General features: G+C 34.6%; 22 protein-coding genes. 4 read left to right on the top strand and 18 right to left on the bottom strand.

Going from position 1 to position 23,427, the window contains the following annotated elements; translation table 11 throughout:
• Positions 1-50 precede the first annotated feature (50 nt).
• From sbnI to sbnA, 9 genes are read right to left on the bottom strand one after another with little or no spacing between them, the layout of a single operon-like run.
• Positions 51-815 carry a bifunctional transcriptional regulator/O-phospho-L-serine synthase SbnI gene (sbnI, locus tag MHB47_RS00470; protein ID WP_340754241.1) on the bottom strand — a complete coding sequence of 255 codons (765 nt, stop codon included), beginning with the start codon at positions 813-815 and terminating at the stop codon, positions 51-53.
• An 11-nt stretch (positions 816-826) separates the two neighbouring features.
• Positions 827-2,017 (bottom strand): type III PLP-dependent enzyme, encoded by a 1,191-nt coding sequence (locus MHB47_RS00465; RefSeq protein ID WP_340754239.1) that lies wholly within the window; start codon positions 2,015-2,017, stop codon positions 827-829.
• The gene (locus MHB47_RS00460) at positions 1,992-2,786 is read right to left on the bottom strand and encodes an HpcH/HpaI aldolase family protein (protein WP_340754237.1); all 795 of its coding nucleotides are present in this window, start codon (positions 2,784-2,786) and stop codon (positions 1,992-1,994) included. The genes MHB47_RS00465 and MHB47_RS00460 overlap by 26 nt, the downstream gene beginning before the upstream one ends.
• On the bottom strand, positions 2,761-4,533 hold the full coding sequence (gene sbnF / locus MHB47_RS00455; RefSeq protein ID WP_340757249.1) for a staphyloferrin B biosynthesis protein SbnF: 1,773 nt from the start codon (positions 4,531-4,533) through the stop codon (positions 2,761-2,763). The genes MHB47_RS00460 and sbnF overlap by 26 nt, the downstream gene beginning before the upstream one ends.
• The gene (locus MHB47_RS00450) at positions 4,520-6,247 is read right to left on the bottom strand and encodes an IucA/IucC family protein (protein ID WP_340754235.1); all 1,728 of its coding nucleotides are present in this window, start codon (positions 6,245-6,247) and stop codon (positions 4,520-4,522) included. The genes sbnF and MHB47_RS00450 overlap by 14 nt, the downstream gene beginning before the upstream one ends.
• On the bottom strand, positions 6,237-7,496 hold the full coding sequence (locus MHB47_RS00445) for an MFS transporter (protein WP_107518294.1): 1,260 nt from the start codon (positions 7,494-7,496) through the stop codon (positions 6,237-6,239). Before MHB47_RS00445 ends, MHB47_RS00450 begins: the two co-directional genes overlap by 11 nt.
• Positions 7,486-9,255: a staphyloferrin B biosynthesis protein SbnC gene (gene sbnC, locus MHB47_RS00440; RefSeq protein WP_340754233.1), complete on the bottom strand. Its 1,770-nt coding sequence runs from the start codon at positions 9,253-9,255 to the stop codon at positions 7,486-7,488. Before sbnC ends, MHB47_RS00445 begins: the two co-directional genes overlap by 11 nt.
• A gap of 13 nt (positions 9,256-9,268) precedes the next feature.
• Positions 9,269-10,279, bottom strand: a complete 1,011-nt coding sequence (sbnB, locus tag MHB47_RS00435; protein WP_340754231.1) for a 2,3-diaminopropionate biosynthesis protein SbnB — start codon at positions 10,277-10,279, stop codon at positions 9,269-9,271.
• A complete protein-coding gene (gene sbnA, locus MHB47_RS00430; protein WP_056936083.1) occupies positions 10,276-11,256 on the bottom strand; it encodes a 2,3-diaminopropionate biosynthesis protein SbnA in 981 nt (326 codons plus the stop codon). Before sbnA ends, sbnB begins: the two co-directional genes overlap by 4 nt.
• Positions 11,257-11,471: 215 nt before the next feature.
• Here sbnA and MHB47_RS00425 point away from each other — a divergent pair, with 215 nt between their 5' ends.
• The 4 genes from MHB47_RS00425 (at position 11,472) to MHB47_RS00410 (ending at position 14,889) form a co-directional block, all read left to right on the top strand.
• Complete coding sequence (locus tag MHB47_RS00425; RefSeq protein ID WP_002511713.1) at positions 11,472-12,464, top strand: ABC transporter substrate-binding protein; 993 nt, start codon at positions 11,472-11,474, stop codon at positions 12,462-12,464.
• 18 nt (positions 12,465-12,482) lie between these two features.
• Positions 12,483-13,478: a FecCD family ABC transporter permease gene (locus MHB47_RS00420; RefSeq protein ID WP_340754228.1), complete on the top strand. Its 996-nt coding sequence runs from the start codon at positions 12,483-12,485 to the stop codon at positions 13,476-13,478.
• Positions 13,475-14,473: a FecCD family ABC transporter permease gene (locus MHB47_RS00415; protein WP_340754226.1), complete on the top strand. Its 999-nt coding sequence runs from the start codon at positions 13,475-13,477 to the stop codon at positions 14,471-14,473. Before MHB47_RS00420 ends, MHB47_RS00415 begins: the two co-directional genes overlap by 4 nt.
• A 284-nt stretch (positions 14,474-14,757) precedes the next feature.
• The gene (locus MHB47_RS00410) at positions 14,758-14,889 is read left to right on the top strand and encodes a hypothetical protein (protein ID WP_255157039.1); all 132 of its coding nucleotides are present in this window, start codon (positions 14,758-14,760) and stop codon (positions 14,887-14,889) included.
• A 417-nt stretch (positions 14,890-15,306) separates the two neighbouring features.
• Here MHB47_RS00410 and MHB47_RS00405 read toward each other — a convergent pair whose 3' ends face one another.
• The 9 genes from MHB47_RS00405 to MHB47_RS00365 form a co-directional block, all read right to left on the bottom strand.
• On the bottom strand, positions 15,307-15,495 hold the full coding sequence (locus tag MHB47_RS00405) for a hypothetical protein (RefSeq protein WP_021338994.1): 189 nt from the start codon (positions 15,493-15,495) through the stop codon (positions 15,307-15,309).
• Positions 15,496-15,533: 38 nt separating this feature from the next.
• Positions 15,534-15,908, bottom strand: coding sequence for a hypothetical protein (locus MHB47_RS00400; protein WP_002506333.1), 375 nt, complete (start codon positions 15,906-15,908; stop codon positions 15,534-15,536).
• Positions 15,909-15,913: 5 nt separating this feature from the next.
• The gene (locus MHB47_RS00395; RefSeq protein ID WP_002511719.1) at positions 15,914-16,441 is read right to left on the bottom strand and encodes an acyl-CoA thioesterase; all 528 of its coding nucleotides are present in this window, start codon (positions 16,439-16,441) and stop codon (positions 15,914-15,916) included.
• 109 nt (positions 16,442-16,550) lie between these two features.
• Positions 16,551-17,438: a cidABC operon transcriptional activator CidR gene (gene cidR, locus MHB47_RS00390; RefSeq protein ID WP_340689017.1), complete on the bottom strand. Its 888-nt coding sequence runs from the start codon at positions 17,436-17,438 to the stop codon at positions 16,551-16,553.
• A gap of 295 nt (positions 17,439-17,733) precedes the next feature.
• Entirely contained in the window at positions 17,734-18,144 is a 411-nt protein-coding gene (locus tag MHB47_RS00385) for an RbsD/FucU family protein (protein WP_340754223.1), read from the bottom strand.
• Positions 18,145-18,153: 9 nt separating this feature from the next.
• Complete coding sequence (locus tag MHB47_RS00380; protein ID WP_340754221.1) at positions 18,154-18,804, bottom strand: class II aldolase/adducin family protein; 651 nt, start codon at positions 18,802-18,804, stop codon at positions 18,154-18,156.
• Positions 18,764-20,143 (bottom strand): sugar porter family MFS transporter, encoded by a 1,380-nt coding sequence (locus MHB47_RS00375; RefSeq protein WP_340754219.1) that lies wholly within the window; start codon positions 20,141-20,143, stop codon positions 18,764-18,766. Before MHB47_RS00375 ends, MHB47_RS00380 begins: the two co-directional genes overlap by 41 nt.
• Before the next feature lie 13 nt (positions 20,144-20,156).
• Positions 20,157-21,569 (bottom strand): rhamnulokinase, encoded by a 1,413-nt coding sequence (locus MHB47_RS00370; protein WP_340754217.1) that lies wholly within the window; start codon positions 21,567-21,569, stop codon positions 20,157-20,159.
• A 9-nt stretch (positions 21,570-21,578) separates the two neighbouring features.
• Entirely contained in the window at positions 21,579-23,348 is a 1,770-nt protein-coding gene (locus MHB47_RS00365; RefSeq protein WP_340754215.1) for an L-fucose isomerase, read from the bottom strand.
• Positions 23,349-23,427: the final 79 nt, after the last annotated feature.

The following is a 23,427-nucleotide window of genomic DNA, read 5'->3' as shown; positions in this document are numbered from 1 at the left end:
AATGGAACGAGGATGCCATGCATCACTCGTTCTTTTTTTATAATAAGACGTCATTGCTCAACTAAATATACTTTTTCAGAATAACAACGTACACTATCCATTTTTTCCTCTAAGAATTTATTCCATTTTACATTTCTATTTAGCTCACTCTGTTCTTTTAAAATTGTTAATGGCACTTGTAAGTTAAGACAGCGACCAGAAATGTTAAAACGTGTGACACCGGCTGGGACAGTTTCTCCTCTATTGACGATTGTTTCGATTTCTTGAAAACCAAGCGGCTGATATTTCATCAAGATATGCTGGTTAGATACACAAGTATTATCACTCTGTGCTATACGTTCCACATCATAGGTTTGACTATAACTGGCAACGACCTTTGCCCACGCTTCTAATTTCTGTTCTCCTAAATCTTCTACATATAAATATTGTTCGTCATGGCCTTTGCACATTGTAATAAATGGCGTGGTATTTTTAATTTCTGTCGTCCATGGCAAACTGTTATCTTGTCTCAAAGTTTCCCACCATTGACCAATAGCCACTTTATGGTTCCATGTACTAATTGAATATTGTGTCTCATTAATATCTTGCACTGGTACAACGCGACATCCAAGTGCCTTGAGACTCGTGAAACGATGCACACCGTCAATAACCATATATCTACCTGACTGTGTTTGTGTAACTAACACTGGATGTCTCATAATTTGTTCTGCTTCAATACTTTGCTTTGTCTTTTCTAAACGCTTTTGCTCAAATGTTTCGTGTAAGTCTATGTGTTCCACTGGTACAAGTTTTAATGCTTTATACATTTGTTCCATTGTAGTCCTCCTTATTGATCAGATAAATAGATAAATGTCGGATGTGGATGACTTAAAAAATCATGGTGAGAAATAGACCAACCATAAGCGCCAGCGTAATTAAATATTACGACATCCCCAGTTCTTACAGATTTTACTGGTGTTTCTTTTGAGAAAACATCTTTCGGCGTGCAGAGTTGACCGACGAATGTCACCTTTTCATTTGCGACTTCCATGCGTTCAAAGTGATAAGAGTTATGGTCAATATGACATATTTCAAAAGGATGGTTGTGTTGCCATGACACTGGTAGTCTGAATTGTTGCGTGCCCCCTTTTAAAATAGCGTAATACGCATTATGCACTTGCTTGATATCAATGACTTCAGTCGCATAGTAACCGATATGCGCAACTAAGTAACGGCCACACTCAAAGTTCAACGTAACGTCATTCATCGCTTCTTCATTAATCACGTCTTGAAAGCCTTCAACAAATTTCTGCCATTCGAATTGTTGATTTAAATCTGCGTAATTGACTCCGATACCTCCACCGATATTGATATGTTTCAGTGGAAATTGAAAAGCTTCTGACCATATTTTTGCTTTATGAAAATAGAGTCGCATAACATCTAAATGTAACGCTGCATCTAAGTTATTTGAAATAGAATGAAAATGAAACCCTTCTAAGTTGATATGCGGTAGTTCAAGTGCAAGTTTAATTGCTTGTTCGACTTCATTTTCCGATATACCAAATTGGGTTGGGCGTCCTGCCATGTGTAGCGTTGCATTTGGAAAAGGCCCTGATAAATTCACACGTAATAAGACATCCATCTGTTCATTTTTGGTATCTAGGATCGCATTTAACCTTTTTAATTCATATATACTTTCCACGTGAATGCGTTGAATGCCTTGATCGATAGCAAATGTTAATTCTTCGTCTGTTTTTCCTGGGCCACCAAAAATAATACGCTTTGCTTTTTTATGTGCTAAGCCTTTTTGTATTTCACCTTGAGATGCAACTTCAAATCCAGCAACGGATTCACTCATCGTTGCTAAAATGTCATCTTCACTATTCGCTTTCATCGCATAATACATCTCGCAGTTCTCTGGTAAGGACGACACGATTTTATGCACATGTTGACGTAATGCGTTTAAATCATAGATATAATGACAAACAGGTGCGCCACTTTGCTTTATCTCTTTAATTTTGTCGAATATTTGTGTCACGTTCTGCTTCTCCTTTAAATGAGGTTAATTCTGATTTTAAGTTACGGTAGAGTTTGCCACGGTCGTCTCCAAGTACAAACGTATTAACACCACGTTGTGCCCATATATCTTGTTGTTCTTTATTTCTTGGTAAGGCACAAAAGTATTTATTGTAACCACTTGTCACGTCATGCATGTAACGTAATGCTGATTGTACGACTTCACTGCTCGTTTCCCATGGTATGCCAAACGATTGCGATAAATCGGCAGCACCTTCAATAATCATGTCTAAACCTTCAACTTGTACAATGTCTTCTATGGCGCTGATGCCCTCTTGATCTTCAATCATCGCCATGACAATAATTTTGTCGTTTGCGTTCGCCATGTAATCCGTTAATGGAATTTCACCAAACTTGGCCATACGTCCACCATTTAAACTACGCATACCTTGAGGATAATAACGACTTAATTCCACAATATGTTCTACGGTCGCTTTATCTTTAACATGAGGGATAATAATACCTCTTGCGCCCATGTCCAACACTTTGATAATATCTCGATCAATGACTTGAGTGACCCTGACAATTGGCGTGATTTGCGCTGCTTCAGCTGCACGAATTAAATGTTCTAACGTTTCATCGTTAATGGCAGCATGTTCAGTATCTATAATTACAAAATCGTAACCACTCGCTGCGATGATTTCAATAACAAGTGGGTTCGGAATCGAATTGAAAATGCCATAGACTTCAGCGTCTTGTGCCAATTTATCTTTGAGGGATAACGTCATCATGATGAATCACTCCTAACGGGTTAGTTACGTGATGGATTCTTATTTCCGTATCCTCTAATAATCTTCTTGTCGTTAATTTTTCTACTTGTATCGTTTTTTCAAACAAATCAAAGTGGTCATAATTAGGTAAGTCAGGATGGGTTTGACGATATTGCTTGATTTCATCATATACATACATCCATTGTTGATGTTCACTCAAATTGTAGTGACGTTCAAAGAACATAATGATTTCAGAAATATTAATAAAGAAAAATGCATCTAAAGCAAAATCTCTAACAAGTTCCACATCTTCTGTTTCGATAAATGAATTACGATTAATTTTCTTATGTTCCTCTGGTGTGTCTTTTAATTGAGGATTTTGTGCCTCTTTACTTAGTAATCCACGTTTAAAACGCACACCATCATGAAAATCTTTAATTGCTACACGTGTTGGCCAACCGTCTTCATGAATAAGCATCATGTTTTGCGCATGTGATTCAAGTGCAATACCGTGATAATAAAGCATATGGATAATCGGTTGCACTGCAACTTTGATAAATTGTCTAACCCAAGCTGCTACACCATATTGTGCAATCCATTGCTGAATAATTGGATTCTGTCGTTGGTCTAAACTATAAATCGCATTAAACGGTATCGCATCTTCAGTTTCAGTTAAGTAACTGTGTAAGTTCTCTCGCCATATGACAGATACTGCACCATATATTGCTTCACGCTTTGATTCAGTTAAATTATCATTAATATAAGACATACCTAATATTTCACCTAAGAATACTGTTTTTAATTCCTTATTTAGATAGCTATCTTGTTCATGAATATGCTTTAACCAATCTGTAATTTGCGCTGCATTCTCAATCGTATGTGGCGCTAATACACGTTTAGTGGATGTATTCGTAATGCTTAAAGGAACTTTAATATAATATTTAGACGTGTCCACAGGTGATAATGTACGAATCGATTGTTGCGGTGTATAGTATTCTTCCGATTCGCCTAGTAATATAATTTCACCATTAATCCATTGTTCAGCAAGTTCACTCGCAATAATGTGATCAAATTGCCAAGGATGCACTGGCAACCACTCATAGTCTGCTAATGGTTTATCTAATGCTAGTAGCACTTCTTTAAACTGCTGCACAACTTCATCACCTAATTGTTGTTGAAGTAAGTCTTGCGATTCGATATTTCGAGAGACAGTTTGTTCAATATAATGTTTGGGAATTGCGAGCCATTTCAATGTAAATGTCGGTTGGAAATCAGGGCCATATTGCAAATTATCTACCAGAGTAAAACCAAGACGTGATTTATAACTTGGGTGATAAGGATGGCCTTCCATCGCATAAGATTCAAGTGCATCGAACGTTAATTTAACACTACCCGCAGTCATCTCTTTATATCGCATGGCTTGTGTATCTTTCAGCTCCGTTTGTAGTAATTCGTTGATAAACGCCTCAACTTTTTCATTGTTTTTATCAAATGTATATATGACTTCTCGTAACATTGTAGCGTAATCAACCGTTACTGCTGTATCGCCATCATCTGTGATTCGCCATACAGGTGACGTAAGTTCTAGCCTTTGAAAGCTGTCTAATTCTCTCACTTCAGCGCGATACGTTGCGTCTTCAGCTTCAATGGTTACTATCGAAGTAGCACCTTGTTGTGTCACCTCATATTGCACAACATCCTCATATATAATAGAAGTTACAAGTTGATTCATAATGCGTTGCTTTACTTGTTGTTCAATATTGTGCATCATGTTGTCGTACCTCCTCTTCCATAAACATTGAGTTCGGTATATTGGTATAAAGTGGGTTATCGCCGCAATCTTTTATTTTGCTCATAAAGTTTGCTTTTGCTGAAAATGTTGGACTTTCATATAGGTCATCCACATAGACTTTCATTTGTGCTGATGTACTTGCGTCTTGAGACCAATTCAGCAATTTATTGCGAACCGTTTGCCATAATGTCGTTTCACTGCCAACGCGTTTGCCCATTGTAGCGACCAAATGTCCTAAATGATTTACAATAATGTAGTATTTAAAACGATGCCACGCCGCTTCATTACTATAGACAACTGGACTAACGCTTTGTATTATATTGGGAATAATTTGCGCACGCTTTGCGATATCTTCTGCTATGCATACGCCTTCCAAATCTCTGACATAACACACTTGCGGATGGCCATCTTTAAATTCAATTAAAGTATTTTGTACATGTGCTTCTAAACTAATGCCAGTTTCAGATAATAATTCAAGCATAGGATATAAGGTGATGTCTAAGTATGTACTTAACCATTCCTCATCCGACAAACCGCTTTGAGTAATCAAGTCTCCTAACATAGAACCCGGCTCATGTGGCATGGTTTCAAATAGACTTGCTAACACGTGAATTTGTTTCTCCGAATGATAATCTTCAATACCTTCACGCACGATCATTGCAGTGTTTGCTAATAAATCAAAAGCTCCTGCTTCAGACGAATATTTCAATGCACGATAACCTTCTTCAAACATCAGTTTAAAATGCTTTGTTTCATAGTCTGTTTTTATCGATGCGATAACATTTGCAGCATCAATCGTTCGTTCTACTTGTTCATAATCATTCGTTCTTACGAAGTTTGTGATTTTGACATTTATCGGTAATTTCAAGTAAATGTTAAGCTCTTTTGAAAATACCGTACGAACAGAAGACGTTGGATAGACATAATGTCCGCTGATACCGATGTCTTTAATTAAGCCGTCATCCATCCATTGTTTAAACTTAGCGTTATCTTTTAATACGGTTATTTGATATGGATGTAAGGGTAATAATATATAACCGTCGTCTATGTCATCAGTATCTAACTGTGCCAACTGTAATACCAATTCATTTACTGCCGCCGCTCTACCTTCCACATATCGTTCTAGCATGATAGAACAATCAACTTGTATATAATACAGTTGAAATTGCGCGTGGCATTCTGGTGCATAATGCAATAAATCTTCTTCGCTAAATCCGACAGAACTTTTGGGTGTTGGATGAAACGGATGACCTAAATAAAGGGATTGTTCCGAAATAATATACTCATCTTCAGTTTGTTGTTGTTGCGCACGTGTTAAATAGAGTGCGGTGCGTTTTACACTATTGTTAATATCTTTATAAATATTTTGTAGTATTGCTTTTAATCCGGTTTTATCTTCATCTTCTGTTTGTTGTGCGAGCATCTCAAACACGTACTCAATCACTTCCATTGGTGCTAACTGTGAAGACGTGCCATTGTCTTGTGCACACATCACTGGGTGGTATGTGTGATGACCCATTACTGACCAATAATTAAATTTACCTATTAACGTTTTAGACGGCCCGAGCGTGATGTGCCACATGTTTTGCTCTGGCTGCGCATTGTACAAATTTTGTTCTCTAAAATATACATTCAATATACGTTCTACAGCTGCATGTTCAGCTATTTCAATATTCTGATTACTTTGCACGTTTATTATTCAACTCCCATACATTCATTGTTAATTTATAATCTTTCACAGCGTTTAATTGAGATGATAATAAGACAACACAACTGCTTATAAATATGCCACCCATCACGATAAATGTAACCGTAGGGTTATAGCTACTTGTAATCACAGCGCCTAACATACTGCCTGCTACTTGTCCTACAACTAACATACTGTTTGTGGAACCAACGAAAGTGCCTTTTAAATCTTGATGACATGCCTTAACAACGACATACATCACACTTTGAATTAATGCACTATACGTAAAGCCTTGTATCACTCTAAAAATGATTAACATCCATAGTGTAGTGGACAGACCTTGGAATATAACACTTAAGCCACAAATGAGTGCAGTGATTAAATAGACATATTTGACGTAGTTTTTATCATTTAAGCTTCCCCATAATGGGGCACTTAAAATAGAAGCAGTCCAAAATGCAGATTGAACGAGACCTACTGCCGCTTTATCATCTAAAAATGTCTGGTTGGCGCCAGTTGTTAAAGGGGCGAGTGCAGTCATCATGCCATACATCGCAAGATTGGCAAGTATACCAACGATAATGAAGCGACATGTCACTTGCGAACACAGTAAACATTTAAATGATTGTCTTACACCACAACGTATAGGTTCTGGTTCGCTACTGTTATGCTGATGTGTAGTTTCTATAAGTAACTTAATACCTACTGCACAGACAATAAATGTCAAAATAGCAATCACTAACAGTAACGACTGAAATCCAACAATACTTGCTGCAACGCCTCCGATAAGTGGTCCCACAAGAGAGCCCGCACTAATAGAACTTTGCAATTTCCCAAGTACTTTACCACGCATTTTTTCAGGTGCTTCACTCGTCGCAAATGCATTAGAAGCATCTACGACACCGCCAAATAAACCTTGTAATAATCTGACTAACACAAACTGCAGTGGCGTTGTACAGAGTGACATCAATAATAAACAAATTGCTAAACCTAATAATGCACGGAGTACCATCCATTTTCGGCTGATTCTATCTCCAAGTTTGCCCCACAACGGTGATGAAATCATCGTTGTGATAGCGGGCGCTGCAATTGCAATCCCACTCCACATTTGAATTTCTGTAACAGATAAATCCTTGAGCGATGCAATATAGATTGGCAACAAAGGAACGAGTACGGTCAGTCCAGCTATCGAAATAAACTGGCTCAGCCATAAAATGCGAAAGTTCCTATACCAAATCGCTTCACTGTTCATGACGCATCATTGGGTTTGGTATTGTCCCAATACTGGATGGCATGCTACCGCCACCTGATTCTTGTTGATGTAAAAGTGGTAAGAGTACGCGTTTAAAAGGCCACGTTTGCTTCTCGAACAAAATATGTTGCACTTGTGCTTTATCCACTTCCGAACAATCCATCTGCTGCACATGCTTTGAAAGTGATGATTTAATTTTATTCATTAACATTAGTTCATCCAATCCAAAGACGTGATGTAGCATATCTACAATTGCATATAAATTCACTGATACTGCTAATGTTTGAAAATATGTAAAGAATGTTTCTATATCTTCATTAATTAACGTATTTGGAGAATTTTTGCTTATCGCATATTGTGGAATATCAATGTTATTTTCATGCATCCATCGTGGATAAATACGCACTGTATCGTGATCTCTCAATATAAATTGATCCACGTGCCCTTCTTTAAATAAGATTAAAATATTTTGTCCATGTACTTCTGGTAAGACACCATTTTGCATAAATTTAATCATAATACGAAGAAATTGATCTATCATCTCATCAAATAACACTTCTAATTGCTGACTTTCCATTTGATCTTGGGCTATGCCAAGAATATCTTCATATAATGTGGCATCATGTGCCGCTAATGCAGCCATCGATACGAGTTGTGACGATGGTGCTGTCACTTGTTTAGGATAACTTCTAATCTGTGTTGTCAGATGGCCTATTTGATCTTGGAATATATCTTTATCTGCATTAATAAACGATAGCCACTGCTTTTCATTACACAGCGCTACCTTATTTTCTAAAGTGCTGTCTTGAGCTATAATTTCACTTAATAATTGCTCTGCCTTCTCACCATTTAACAAATAGCGTGTCGGTGTTAATCTCAGTGCACCTAATGACTGCATTGAAAACGGTACTTTAATATGCTGAAACGGACGTTGAATATCAATAAGCGAGCGCATAGATGATGACGGTAGAAACTCGCCGAACTCATAATCTAACGGCACAATGATGCGCGCTGCGATTTCTGCTTGAAACATTTCGGGAATCACGTGTGTCATTTGCCAAGGATGTACAGGAAATACCATATACGACTCTGAAGATAAGCCTGCCGACTCAAGCGTGTGTCCCAATATATCCTCGTCTTCGATTGCTAATGCTTCATTGAGTATGCTTTCGTTTAAATACTCACTCTTTAAAATGTAATCACGATGTATCGCAACCGTTTTTAAAGAAAAAGTTTTAAAGTATTCGGGTTGATATTGTTGATAATCTTCTGTATCTAAACCACGTTTTTCTTTAGCTAAAGGATGAAATGGACGATCCTTTAAACTCGCAAACTGTTCTGATTTGATAAAGGGATGCTCTGATAATGTTAATCCTGCTAATTGGGCTGTTAACTGATCCATCGCAACTTCTAGGCCTTCTCGAAAACGTACTGTATTCAATTCACGGCTCGACGGTGCATTCATTTCAACTAATGCATCCCATAACCCTAAAGCATTGATCTCGTGTTGTTCGTCATTGTCTTTTACAAAGACGGTCGTTCCTTTTAATCTATAAATATTTAAACCACTATGATAAACAGGTATATAGAGCGCCTTATCTTCATTGCCATATTTCAATATCGTATCTGAAGCGATTTGCAATGCTTCACTTTTTGTCAAAAGACCAAAGATATCTTCAAATAATAGACCATCCACTAGATCTCTTAAAATAGTAGTGTGTGCATGATTTTGTTGATGATTCGCTGTGGCTTCTATCACTGTACGACACTCCTTAATATAGACTTAATGTTGTTCCGATTTGCTGTTGCTTAGCTTCTTTATAAATATAATAAGCACTTGAAATATCTTCGATTGCCATACCCATTGGATTTAATAAAATAATTTCGTCATCATTTTCTCTTCCTGGTTTAGCACCCGTTAATAATTCTCCTAATTCAGCATGTAAGGCTTCCCTACTAAAGCGCCCTTCTAATACAAGTTGGTTAATTGTCTTTTTCTCGCGATTTGCTTGTGACCAATCGTCTACCAAGACTTTATCTGCTTGTGTAAAGACGTCTTTTTTAATATCCATAATTGAAATATTGCTGATAAATGTGCCTTTTTGAATCCAATCATATTCAATGTAAGGTTTGTCCGTAACTGTACAAGTAATGACTACCTCTCCATTTTCAACTGCTTTTTTCGCTGTTGTCGCTTGAACAAAGTGAATATCTGGACGTGCTTCGGCCCATTTTTCAATAAAATTAGCGCTGGCTTTTTCAAATTGATCAAAAACATATACTTGTTTAATATGATTAAATTGCTCTAACATACTTTGCAATTGTCTATCACCGATTAGACCACAGCCAATAATTGTTAATGCTTCAAATCCTTTTTTTGCTAATTTCTGAGCAGCAATTACCGAAACAGCCGCCGTTCTCATACTACTAATTAAGCTCGCTTCCATCACTGCAATGGGATAGTTTGTTTCAGGATCATTCAAGATAATGACACCACTTGCACGTTCTATCTTACGTTCTGAAGGATTGTCATGTTTACTTCCAATCCATTTAATACCTGATACTGGATCTTGACCGCCAATATGACTTGGCATGGCAATAATACGATCCGCTATATGTCCTTCTGTACCATTTGCGCGTAAATATGGCTTTAATGGTTGCACAAAATCTTGATTCGCATGGGCTTTTAATGCTTCAGTTAATGCATTTACATAAACTGTTGAATGATTACCTCCTGCTTGTTCAATATCTGATCTATTTAAATACAACATGTCTTTGTTCATCGTGTTAGCGCTCCTTTTTTATTTTTCACTTCATCAAACCATTCATCTGAATAAACTAAATCTAAATAGCGATCGCCTCTGTCAGGTAAAATCGTCACAATTGTTTTATCTTTAGCAATTGAATCAATGACTTTTTCAATCGCTGATATAATTGAACCTGTTGATCCTCCTGCAAAAATACCTTCATAATCAACTAAGCGTTTACATCCAAGTGCTGATTGGTAGTCATCCACATGAACAACTTGGTCTATTTCTTCTTTATTTAAAATTTCAGGCACTCTACTCGCGCCAATACCTGGTAATTCTCTATCTGTAGGCGTTTCACCAAAAATAACTGACCCTTTCGCATCCACCGCAATAATATGTGCATTCGGGTGATATTCTTTGATCTTTCTACTCATGCCCATAATGCTACCTGTAGTACTCACTGGCGCTATAAAATAATCAATTGGAGTTTCTATTTGCTCTACGATTTCTGCACCAGCACCATGATAATGTGCTTTCCAATTTAATTCATTTGCATATTGATTAATCCAATATGCGTTGTCAGTGGAATCAAGTAATTCACGAACACGTTGAATACGTGTCATTAAATACCCACCATTTTCATCCGCTTCGTTTACCATATCTATATTTGCACCATAACTTTTAATAATTTTTAAATTTGTTTCTGAAATTTTCGGGTCTACCACACATGTTAGTGTTAATCCTTTTATCTTAGCGATCATTGCTAGAGCAATACCTAAATTTCCTGAAGTACTCTCAATTAAATGTGTACCTTTAGTAATTGTTCCTTTTTTAAAACCATCTTCAATGATGTATTGAGCTGGTCTATCTTTCATACTGCCGCCTGGATTCATATATTCTAATTTTGCGTAAACATTATGTTCCGGGAACAGTTGCTGGAGCTGTATCATTGGCGTTTTGCCTATACATGAAAGTAAAGAATCATGACAATGCTTAGGTTCTTGTCTCACTTAAATTCCTCCTAAAAAATATGGATTATTAATAACACTACGATACTGATAACGATTATCATTATCAGTAAACTGTATTCTAGGTATCCTTTCTAAAAATGTCAAATCTTTATTTAATTTTTTAAAAAATTAAAAATTTTTGTTGACATATCGTTTGCTTTATAAGATATTAGGATTGATAATGATTATCAATCCAAGTTGGAGGTTTTAGAGAAATGAAGCATTTAACAAAAGTATTCATTACTGTTTTAGTAGCCGTTATGGTGTTAGCAGCTTGTGGAAATGGGGAGTCCGAAAAGTCATCGGAGTCAAAAGAAGATAGTAAAACAACGAAGATCAAACATGCTATGGGGACCACTGAAATTAAAGGAAAACCAAAACGTGTCGTAACATTATATCAAGGAGCGACTGATGTATCTGTCGCATTAGGCGTCAAGCCTGTCGGTGCTGTAGAATCTTGGACGCAACAACCTAAATATGATTACATAAAAGACGACCTAAAAGATACAAAAATAGTAGGTCAAGAACCTTCACCAAACTTAGAAGAAATATCTAAGTTAAAACCAGATTTAATCATCGGTTCTAAAGTCAGAAATGAAAAACAATATGAACAACTTTCTAAAATCGCACCAACAATTACGCACGATACAGTGTATAAATTTCAAGATACAACGAAAATGATGGGTAAAGCACTCGGTAAAGAAGACAAAGCTGATGAGTTATTAAAGAAATATGATGATAAAGTTGCACAATTTAAAAAAGATGCAAAAGCTAAGTATGGAGAACAATGGCCAATGTCAGCTTCAGTTATCAACTTCAGACCAGATCATGCACGTATTTATGCAAGTGGTTACGCTGGAGACATCTTACATGACTTAGGGTTTAAACGACCAGAAGGACAACAAAAACAAGTTGATAAAGGTAAAGACATCATTCAATTAACATCTAAAGAAAGCATTCCACTTATGGATGCTGATCATATATTTATGTTCAAGTCTAACACTACTGATAAAGACGCAGAGTTAACTAAGAAGACAGAAGCAGATTGGACATCAAGTAATCAATGGAAAAACTTAAATGCAGTAAAAAATGATGAAGTTTCAAAAAATGTAGATGAAATCACATGGAACATGGCTGGTGGTTATACTTCATCTCTTGAACTCATTGATGATTTATACAAAAAATTAGATATTGAAAAACAATCTTAATCAATAAGGAGTTACCTCATGTTACTTAAACCGCGGTATAAATTAATGCTTTCTGGTTTATGCCTTATCGTTGTAACGATTTTAAGTTTAATAATTGGAAACACGCTTGTATCACTTTCACAGTTGGTACAAGCGTTGTTCCACTTTAATAGCAATAACGATATACATATTCTACTTGCCGAATCACGCGCATCAAGAACACTCATTGCTCTACTTACCGGCGCGGCGTTCTCTGTATCTGGTTTGCTTATGCAAGTATTAACACGTAATCCAATTGCTTCACCCGGACTGTTCGGTGTTAATTCAGGCGCCGTGTTCTTCGTGATTTGTGGCTTAACATTTTTTAAAGTGCAATCATTTGAAGCGCTCATAACTATTTCATTTATCGGGGCAATTATTGTAACTGTTCTTGTCATTACACTTGGCATGTTTAAACAAGCGCAATTTTCACCTAAACGTGTGATATTGGCTGGCGCAGCGATTTCAGCATTATTCGGAGCATTTACACAGGGCATTTTAATTATGAACCAAAGCAATTTACAAAGCTTTCTGTTTTGGCTAAGTGGTTCTGTTGCTATGCGTAATGTGTGGGAAGTGCCTTGGGTCATTCCAATAATTATTATATTTCTGCTCATTGCCTTTGCGATGTCGTCACATATCAACATCTTAATGACGAGTGATGAAATTGCTTCTTCACTTGGTCAAAAGGTCAAATTAACAAAAATGGTTATGGTATTAACTATTAGTGCGCTTGCCGGCATTTCGGTCGCACTTGCAGGATCTATTATGTTTATCGGGTTAATCGTACCGAATATTAGTAAAAAGTTAATGCCAGCTAACTATAAATATTTAATACCTTTCACTGCGGTTAGTGGCGCTATGTTAATGACATTGTCCGATATTTTAGCTAGGACAATTATTCAACCACTCGAACTTCCTATAGGTGTTATCACAGCAGTCATTGGCTCAATTACACTTATTTATATTATTAGGAAAGGAATTCAACGCATATGAATGAGACAGTCCATAAAAAAGATACTAAACGCTTAGTCATTGCCGTTCTCATATTGATTGTTTTTTCAATATTGAGTTTAATGCTGGGGTCTACTTTTATATCGTTAAATAGTATCCTTTCTTATATTATTGATCCTATTTCAAGTCCTGATCAATTTACAATCGAAGTGTTGCGCTTGCCAAGAATTACATTGGCGATTGTAGCTGGTGCAGCACTTGGCGTTAGTGGTTTGATTCTACAAAATGTACTTAAAAATCCTATTGCCTCTCCAGATATTATAGGTGTAACAGGTGGCGCAACATTTGGTGCAGTAACATTTATTGCGTTTTTAGGAGATATTAGTGTCCATTGGTTGCCAGCGTTTTCGCTCACTGGTGCAGCTGTGGTCATGATGATTCTTATCAGTTTTCAAAAAAAGGGCAATATCCAACCAACGACATTAGTTATTATTGGTATCGCACTTCAGACGTTATTTATGGCGCTCGTTAATGGCACGCTTGTGCTTACAAAGCAACTTGCTGCGTCTAAAGCCTATACGTGGCTTGTCGGTAGTTTATCTGGTGCTACATTTGAAAACAGTTTGATATTGGGGTTATTTATAGTGTGCACTTTGCCATTGTTGATTATCGTGCTTCCGAGAATGAAAGTATCCGTTATGCATGATAATGTTGCCACAGGTTTAGGCGTAAAGGTTCATCAAACGCGACTCATTCAAATGGTGATTACAACGATACTTGCTGGTGCAGCGATTAGTTTTGTGGGTAACATTGGCTTTGTTGGTTTAATCTCACCGCATATTGCTAAAGCTTTGATTAAAGGGAATTATTTAAAGCGCTTATTGATGTCAGCGATCTTTGGCGCACTTTCCATCGTCATTGCGGATCTTATAGGAAGAACGGTGTTTTTACCAAAAGAAGTTCCGGCTGGTGTGTTCATTGCTGCATTCGGCGCCCCATTCTTTATCTATTTACTATTGACTGTAAAAAAACTCTGATACGATCATATATTCTCAAATGCAAAGAACTAATACATTAAATTATGTATTGGTTCTTTTTTCTATACTAAAATCTTACGATTTTGAAAGTGCATGCTTGCCTAGGGGTATGGCTCGAGCCTGTAGTCTCTCCCTCATACTATTCCCCTGGGCGTCAGCACGTTGCAAAATCGATACAATTATACAAAACATATTTAGCCCCTTTATCTCAACTGTATAAATATTATTGATTTATAGTATGATTAACTTAAGACGAATACATGAATATTCAAAGGGGTTTTAAAATGAGAGAATTAGTAGGAAAATGTTCTGTCTGCCAAAAAGATATTTATTGTTTAAATGGTTTCTTGAATGGTGAATATAATGACAATCACTTGTATTGCTTTGCTTGTGCATCAAATATTGAAAAAGAATGATTTTATATATTATAACAATTTAAGTGGTATTAAGTTATAATAGTGTTATGTTAATTAACACCAGGAGGTTAAATTATGCCATTAGGCTCTGCCATAGCTCTACTTTGTGCATTTTTTGTTATTTTCTTTTTGCCATATATGGAGAAGAAAGATAAAAAGAAAAAGTGAAAAAGCTATTATAAAGTTATAAATATAAATTTTCAGAATTCACTTATAAAAAGCAGTCACAAATCATTAAATTTGTGACTGCTTTTTTATACATCTATACTTGTCAGATTTTGAAGAGTCCGGCCAACTAAGGAATAGTATGATTGAGGATGCATACTATAAAATAGATAACCAAACATGTTCAAAATCCTAATTTTTTAAAATAACAGTGGATTGAGTTCCTACTGTATTCAAAAATGCTATATTACATTAGTTCGAGACACTTTTAATAAAGTTACTACTTTTGTACGCTTCTGTTAAAAGTTGTCCATCGTTTGATACGTAAAAATATTTTTCATCAAGTGTAGACACCTCTGTTGGGAAAAGCCAATATAGCTTACCTTTTTCAAAGGATTTGTCTTGTTTGATACATAAATATCTACATTCTGATATGCTCATTTATTGCTGCCTCATTTCAAGTTAGAAGTAGCCCTGTATTATTTAATAATCGTGTTATTAAATACAAAACTAGGTTCTGCACCTAAAACGATAAGGAATATTTGTGAGTAAGCTACAAATTGGAATTTTAATATCATTTCATTAACAAATTTGAATTCATTATTTTGTTTAACTTTTTCAACTTCTCTTTCATATAACTCCAAAACAGAATCTCTAATTAAGATAGGTCTGTTGTTTTGAATAGCTTCATTATTATTTGAAAACATAAGTAATCCTAAATATTTATAATGAATACTTAATTGTCTTGTTAAACTTGCTATATATTCTAATTGCTCATATAACTGAGGAGATTCTTCTCTCAAAGTTTTTAAATCTAATTTGCATTGTGTGAGTTCATCCATTTCATTAACCATTTTTATCACTTCTCCAATTCCCATGGTTTACATAAATTAAGAGACTTAATTAATGTTTTACTTTGTGCTCTTCTCGCTTTACGCATTTTCGCTCTTTCTTCACCATACATATACAATGTTTTTTCATCTTGAGTCTGCGCTGTAATTTTAGGTACTTTAATTGATTTTTTGTTTTCATCTAAGGCTACAAACGTAAGAAAAGCGATAGCAGCAATTTTTCTTTCTGCTGTAATCATATCTTCCGAAATAACCTTACAAAATATTTCCATAGATTTTTCTCCTGTATAAACTACAGAAGATTCTATACAAACTGAATCAGATTGAGTAATAGGATGTAAAAATTCTACACTATCTGTAGATGCTGTGACACATTCTTTAACTCTTGCATGTCTTCTAGCAGACAATGTCGCATTATTATCGATTTTTTTCATCAATACGCCACCAAATAGTGTGTTGTAATTATTTAAGTCATTAATTAACACTTGATCGGTACTGACAATTTTACTATCGCTCGGATATTTATAATTTTCCATGAAAAACTCCCGTTCTATAATGTTTATGTCATAAATTATAGAGCGGGAGCATATAAATAGAAAATACCCTTTTTTTATAAGGGTATAAATTTTGTGAATGACTTTGCGTTTAATGGTGTAATAAGTAGTTTTCTTGTATAAATTTAATCCAATTTTTAGTTAATGAATCAACTATGATATCTTTTCTCCAAATAATGGCAAGTTCCCATTTCATTGAAGGTTCGTTAATATTAATAGCTTTCAAATCTTTATCCAATAAATCAAGTATCCCCTCAGGTAATATACAGATGCCCATATTATTTATTAACATTTCTTCTATAAAGCTCCACTGAGTCGTTTCAAAAATAATATTAGGATTAAACCCATAGTTTCTACACGTATTTTTTATTTTATCGTTTAAGTAAAAATCAGAATTAAATAAAATAAATTCTTGATGCTCTAAATCTTCAATATCAATCGTATCTTTATCAGATAATGGATGATCTTTATGAACTACAAGCTTTAATTTTTCTTCCAAAAAAGTGAATGTACTGAAAATTTTATGATTCGTCGGTAAGACAGTAATCCCCATATCCAAATCACCATAATATATGTCATTTTCGATTTTTTTACTTCCATTTTCAAAAAGTTGAAATGTTACATTTGGGTAAGAATCATGAAACTGAGAGATGAGTTTTATTAGTCTTCGAATATTAATAATTGTAGGAATTCCTATTTTTAAATGTCCACTTTTCAATTCTAAAAGATTACTTAATTCATTAGGGATGTTTTCATACATTTTTAGCATTTCTTTACATTGAAAAAAGAATGCCTCTCCTGCATCAGTTAGGTATATTTGGTTTTTATATCTATTAAATAATGTTACTTCTAATTCTTTTTCTAGTAATCTAATCGTATTACTAATTGTTGGCTGTGTAATAAAAAGTTTAGCTGCTGCTTTCGTCATACTTTTTTGTTTTACGACTTCAACAAAATACTGCATATGTCTAAGTTCCAATAAAATCACACCTTCTTTTTATATTATGAGTATAGCGTTCTATAGTTTAATTATTTTTATATTTTATAATCATGAAATTTTTAGCGTTCTTATTAATATTAATTTTATCATGTATTAGAAATATAACACTAAGGTTTATTTTTATATCATATTATTATTTCCAAGGAAATAGCTAAATCACTAATTGTCATCATGATTTGATTAAAAAAGACCGTTACCACATTTCGTGATAACGGCCTTTTCAAATATATAATAAATTTCTATTTTTAATACTAACTTAAAAATAATCATAAAATTATTTTACTACTCCTTTTGTAAGCATAATGTTACCATATATTGCTATTTCACCTGTTTGAATAATCGTATGACAGTTTTCAGATGTCTTATAAAAATCAAATCGTTCTAAATAATTTATCTCTTTTTCACTAATTAAATTTTTATACTCTTTCCAAATATTCGGTTCTTGATCTTTTTCTACAGGAGACATTAATTGTACAGGCGTTTCTATATAATCATCTATAGGCATAACCTCCATTATTGCTACTAATAATTCAGTTATATTCAATCCATCTGCACGCACTACTCTTTTACCGTATGTTTGCGCAGGATAATTTGCATCTGCCAACAGTAATGTATCACCATGACCCATTTCCATTAAACTTTTAACTATATCTGGTGATAAAATCTTAGGAATACGATTTAACATACACTAACCTCACTTACCATATTTTGGTCTTAATGCTACTAATTCATCGATGCGTTCTTTTGGTAATTCACGTTCACCATCAATTGATCTAGTAATGAATGTTAATTTTGCAATATATTCTAACCTTTCCATGTTTAGATACGCATTCATTAAAGTATCGCCCCATGTTAACGCCCCATGACTTTCTAATAATACTGCTTCATAGTTATCAAAATATGGTTCAACAGAATCAGGTATTTCTTCTGTAGATGGACATCCATATGCTGCTAATGGGATTTCAGGCATTGCTATTACTACTTCTGGCATAGTTGCCTTTTTAAGTACTTCTCCTTTAATAGCAAAACCAGTTGCATATGGTGGGTGTGCATGTACGACACCATTACACTTTTCCATTGCTTTGTAACATCTCAAGTGCATTTTCACTTCAGAGGATGGTAAAACACCTTCTTTAGCTTCTAATATATTGCCCTCTAAATCCAATTTAACTATACTATCAGGAGTCATATAACCTTTACTTGTAGCTGTAGGAGTAGCCAAAACTTCATTTGCAGATAACCTAGCTGATATATTTCCGTCATTTGCGGCAACAAAGCCTTTATTAAATAAATTTTTACCTATATCACACATTTGTTCTCTTAACTTCTTCTCTTTTGTATCCATGTTTTTTTCCTCCATCTTCATTTTCTATCCAATAACGTTCTATTTCTTCGAGTGTCTTTCCTTTTGTTTCTATAGCTTTAAAGTGTATATAGAATATTGCCACTAATGATAATAGTGCATAAATTAAAAATACGTTATTACCCATCCAAACTAAAAACATTGGGAATGTTAGTGAAAAGACAAAGTTTAATCCATATTGAGCAAATGTAATAATCCCCATACCTAAAGCTCTAGCTCTTAGTGGGAATATTTCTGGAATATAACTCCAAAATACAGGGCCTAATCCAATACCAAAAGAAAATACAAAAATAAACAAACTAATAATTGCTAACACCGCATTATCTCCAAAAAATGCCATTCCTAAACAGGAAGGAATTTGTCCAATCATTGAGTAAATTAATAAACTCTTTCTACCTAATCGATCTATCAAAGGTAATGAAATTAGTGTACTTAAAACAAGAGCTATACCAACACCGTAATTAGCTATAATTGAAGCATGTGAAATACCTACATGTTCAAATATTTCTGGAGCATAATAAATTGCGGCATTAATACCTGTAAACACTTGAAATATTGTCAATATAAATCCTAGCATCACTATAGGTCTGAATTTTTTAAATAAATCAGTGAATTTAGTAGATTGATGGTTTAAACTTAATTTAATATCTTGAATCTCATTTTCAACTTCTTCTTTACTATATCTAACTTTATACAAAACTTTCCTAGCTTTATCTATCTTGCCATCGCGTACGAGCCAACGAGGACTTTGTGGAGATATAAACATACCTACTGCAAATATAAGTGCTGGTATAACACCTAAGCCTAAAGTCCATCTCCATTCACCATTTGAAAAGTTAGCTGCACCTACCATATATGATGCAAGTATCCCTATATTGACACTTAATTGATAAAGTGATGCCATAAAACCTCTTATTTTGGGAGGTGCTAATTCAGATAAATATATTAATCCATACATATTAGCAATGCCTGCTGCTATTCCGAGTATAAATCTAAAAATTAGTAACGTACTTGTATTATCAGCAACTGCACATCCAATAGAACCTATGATAAATATAATACCGCCCCAAATGAGTAAATTACGACGCTCAATTTTTCGTTCGAATATAGTTGCTGCTATAATAGACGGCAACGCCCCTAGAAGTAAAAAGCTAACTACTAACCCTTTTTCTTGAGTATTCAAACCGAATTCTTTAGTAATTCCAGGTAGCGCCAATGCAATTGCACCCGAATCATATCCATAAAGTAATCCTGCAAACCCTCCCAATACAGCAAAGACATAAACTATTTTCGGGATTTTACTTGATACATTTTGTTCCATAGTATCCCCCTTTTTATAACGTTTCTATATTGTTAAATTTCTTCATTTCAATTGAATTGGAAATTATGTTAGGTATGTCTGTATATTCAATTAAATTTAACGCAATGAGTTGACTTAAAATATTCCCAAATGAACTTGCTTCAATCGGTCCAGTCAATATCTCTCTCTTCGTTTTTTGAGCTGTTAATTCACAAAGTAATCCATTTTGTATACCGCCTCCAACAATATGTATGTTAGAAAATTGCTTTTGAACTACTTTTTCTAAATTAGTAATTACTTCTTTATATTTTTCAGCCAGACTATTAATAACAACTCTTACAAAGTCACCTACTGAACTAGGTGGTATTATATCTTGTTTAATAAAATGATTTTCAATAGTTTTATGCATATTACATTTATTCATAAACTCTTTTTGATCAACATCAATCGTTTCGTTATATGATGATAGCTTAGCCTTTTCAACTAATTTTTCATGGCTATACATTACACCATTTTCTGCCCAATACCTTTGGAGCTCTTGCAAAATCCACAAGCCATTAATATTTTTTATTAGTTTAGTTTTTCCATCTACTGTCCCTTCGTTAGTGAGTTTTAATTCAAATGCTTTTTTCTTCGTAATGGGTTCCTGAATTTTAACGCCCATGATTGACCATGTACCACATGATAAAAACACTGAATCCTCTTTTGTTACCAATAATGATGCCGCTGTATCATGTCCAGCACCAGTAATAACTTTAGTGTTTTTATAAACTTCTTCGTTGAATTCTGAGTTCTTAACCTCTCCTAAAACTTTTACGTTTTCAATCTCTTGCTTGAACCAATGTTCTGGAAAATTCAATTTATCAATTACTTTTCTAGACCATTCATGATCTTTGTTTAGCAACCCACTCGTACTTGCTATTGAATAGTTTGTTGCTTTTTCTTTCGTTAAGAAATAATTAAACAAATCAGGCATAAATAATAATGTTACTGCCGCCTCTCTTAACCATGGATAACGTTTTAAATCTGCATATATTTGTACAATAGAATTAATTGTAGTTGGATAAACGCCTGTTTCTTCAAATAACTCTCTTTTTGATAAAAGTTTATATATTTCATTTTCATACTTTTCTTTCTGTTCATTTCGATAATTACGAGGTAGCATTAATAAATCTCCATTTTTATCTAAATAACCATAATCAACGCCCCAAGTATCGACAGATACACTATCAACATGAATATTTTCATTAGCCAATATTTTCATGCCATTTTTTATTTCTTGGTATAATTTTGGAAAATCCCAATAGAGAATACCATTCATTTCTACAGGTGTATTAGCAAACCTATATATCTCATTTAACTGGATATTATTTTTATGAAATTCTCCTAATACCATTCTTCCTGAACTTGCTCCCAAATCAAATGCAATATGATTTGTTTGATTCATGGCTCTCACCTACCTATATAATGGTCCGAAATTTTGACACGCTCTAAAATCCGCTCCTTCTAATGACTCTGTTCCAAAAGCAGTCCATACTTTAGGTCTGAATATGTCTGCTTCATCAATATTGTGCATATTAATTGGTATGCGTAACATGGACGCTAAAGTTATTAATTCTTTTCCAATATGTCCATAACTAATCGCTCCATGATTAGCGCCCCAATTATTCATAACATCATAAACAGATTTAAATGCTCCTTTGCCTGTTAATCGAGGAGCAAACCATGTCGTTGGCCAACCTGGATCAGTACGTTGATCTAGTATTTGATGTACATCGCTTGGTAAATCAACAGAATACCCCTCCACAATTTGTAATACTGGACCAAGTCCATCCACTAAATTTATACGGCTCATAGTCATCGGCATATTACCTTTTGTTAAGAAATTAGTTGAAAACCCACCGCCTCGGAAGTATTCACGATTTGCTGGTACTAATTGGGTATGTTCAATACAGGCATCTACTTCTTCATCCACAATATCCCAGTAGGGTTTCATAACTGGCTGTCCATCCTCGCTTTGTTGCCCTGTTCCATCCAAAGTTGTTGAACCAGAATTAATAAGGTGTAATACACCATTTTCAGCTTGTCCTTCTAATTTTTTTCCAGTAACACGTTCTACTGCTTCAGAACTCCAGTAAGTTCTTACATCAGAAAAAATTTGTGCTCGGTTTGTTAACAAATAATTAAATAACATGGACACACCATTCAAACTATCATTTTCAGTTGCGAAAATATGTGGTGCTCTTTTGCCATTCCAATCAAAAGAAGTATTAAGTATCGTTTCTAAGAAGTCACCATTAGGATAATAATCAGTCCATTGTCTTTGACCTTGGAAACCTCCAACAATTGCATTGTGACCTTCTGATTCTTCTTCAAATCCTAAGTCAGCTAATTTTTTGTTACCTATAAGTAAATCTTTACAAATAATCGTCATTTTTATAACAAATTCCAATTGCTCATTCTTAGCTTCTTCACTTATTGGATTTTCTTTTGAATAAATATCTTCAGATACTTCGAATTTTTCTTTAGTCCATTTTAATGCTTTTTCAAACTCAGAATTATCATATATACCCTCGTTCATTCTTCTGATAATTTCAACAGAGTCAACCTGTTCATTACGCATACCTAAATACTTTTGAAAGAAATCTTCATTTACCATAGAACCTGCAATCCCCATTGCTACGTTCCCTATAGAAAGGTAAGATTTATCCTGCATCATACCTTTAGCTAATGCGCCCCTACTGAACAATAAAATTTTGGATTTTACATCATTGGGAATGAAATCATCATCAGAATCTTGTACATTTTCACCGTAAATACCAAATGCTGGGATTCCTTTTTGAGCATGTGCCGCTAAAACAGCAGCTAGGTAAACTCCTCCTGGTCGTTCTGTTCCATTCAATCCCCATATAGCATGAGGTATGTCTACTCTCATATCCATTGTTTCTGAACCATAACACCAACATGGCGTCACAGTGATAGTTCCGCAAATATTTTCTTTATCAAATTTTTCCTTACTTTTACTAGCCTCAGAAACACCACCGATTGTAGTATCAGAAATAACACACTTTACAGGTTCTCCATTTGGATATTTTAAATTTTCTTGAATAAAAGCTTCTACAGATTTTGCCATGTTCATAGTTTGATTTTCTAAAGATTCTCTTACTCCTTTACGTCTCCCATCAATTGTCGGTCTAATTCCTATCTTTGGTAAATTATTAAACATATTTAACAGCCCCTTTTCTTAAATTAACTACATCTTATGACAGCGCTACCAAAAAGTAAAGAAAAAACAACATTTTACT

This window comes from Staphylococcus sp. FSL K6-3157 (genome assembly GCF_038005145.1).
GTDB lineage: Bacteria > Bacillota > Bacilli > Staphylococcales > Staphylococcaceae > Staphylococcus > Staphylococcus equorum.
The sequence above is the reverse complement of the archived record's forward strand: the minus strand, read 5'-3'. Positions and strand labels throughout refer to the sequence as shown.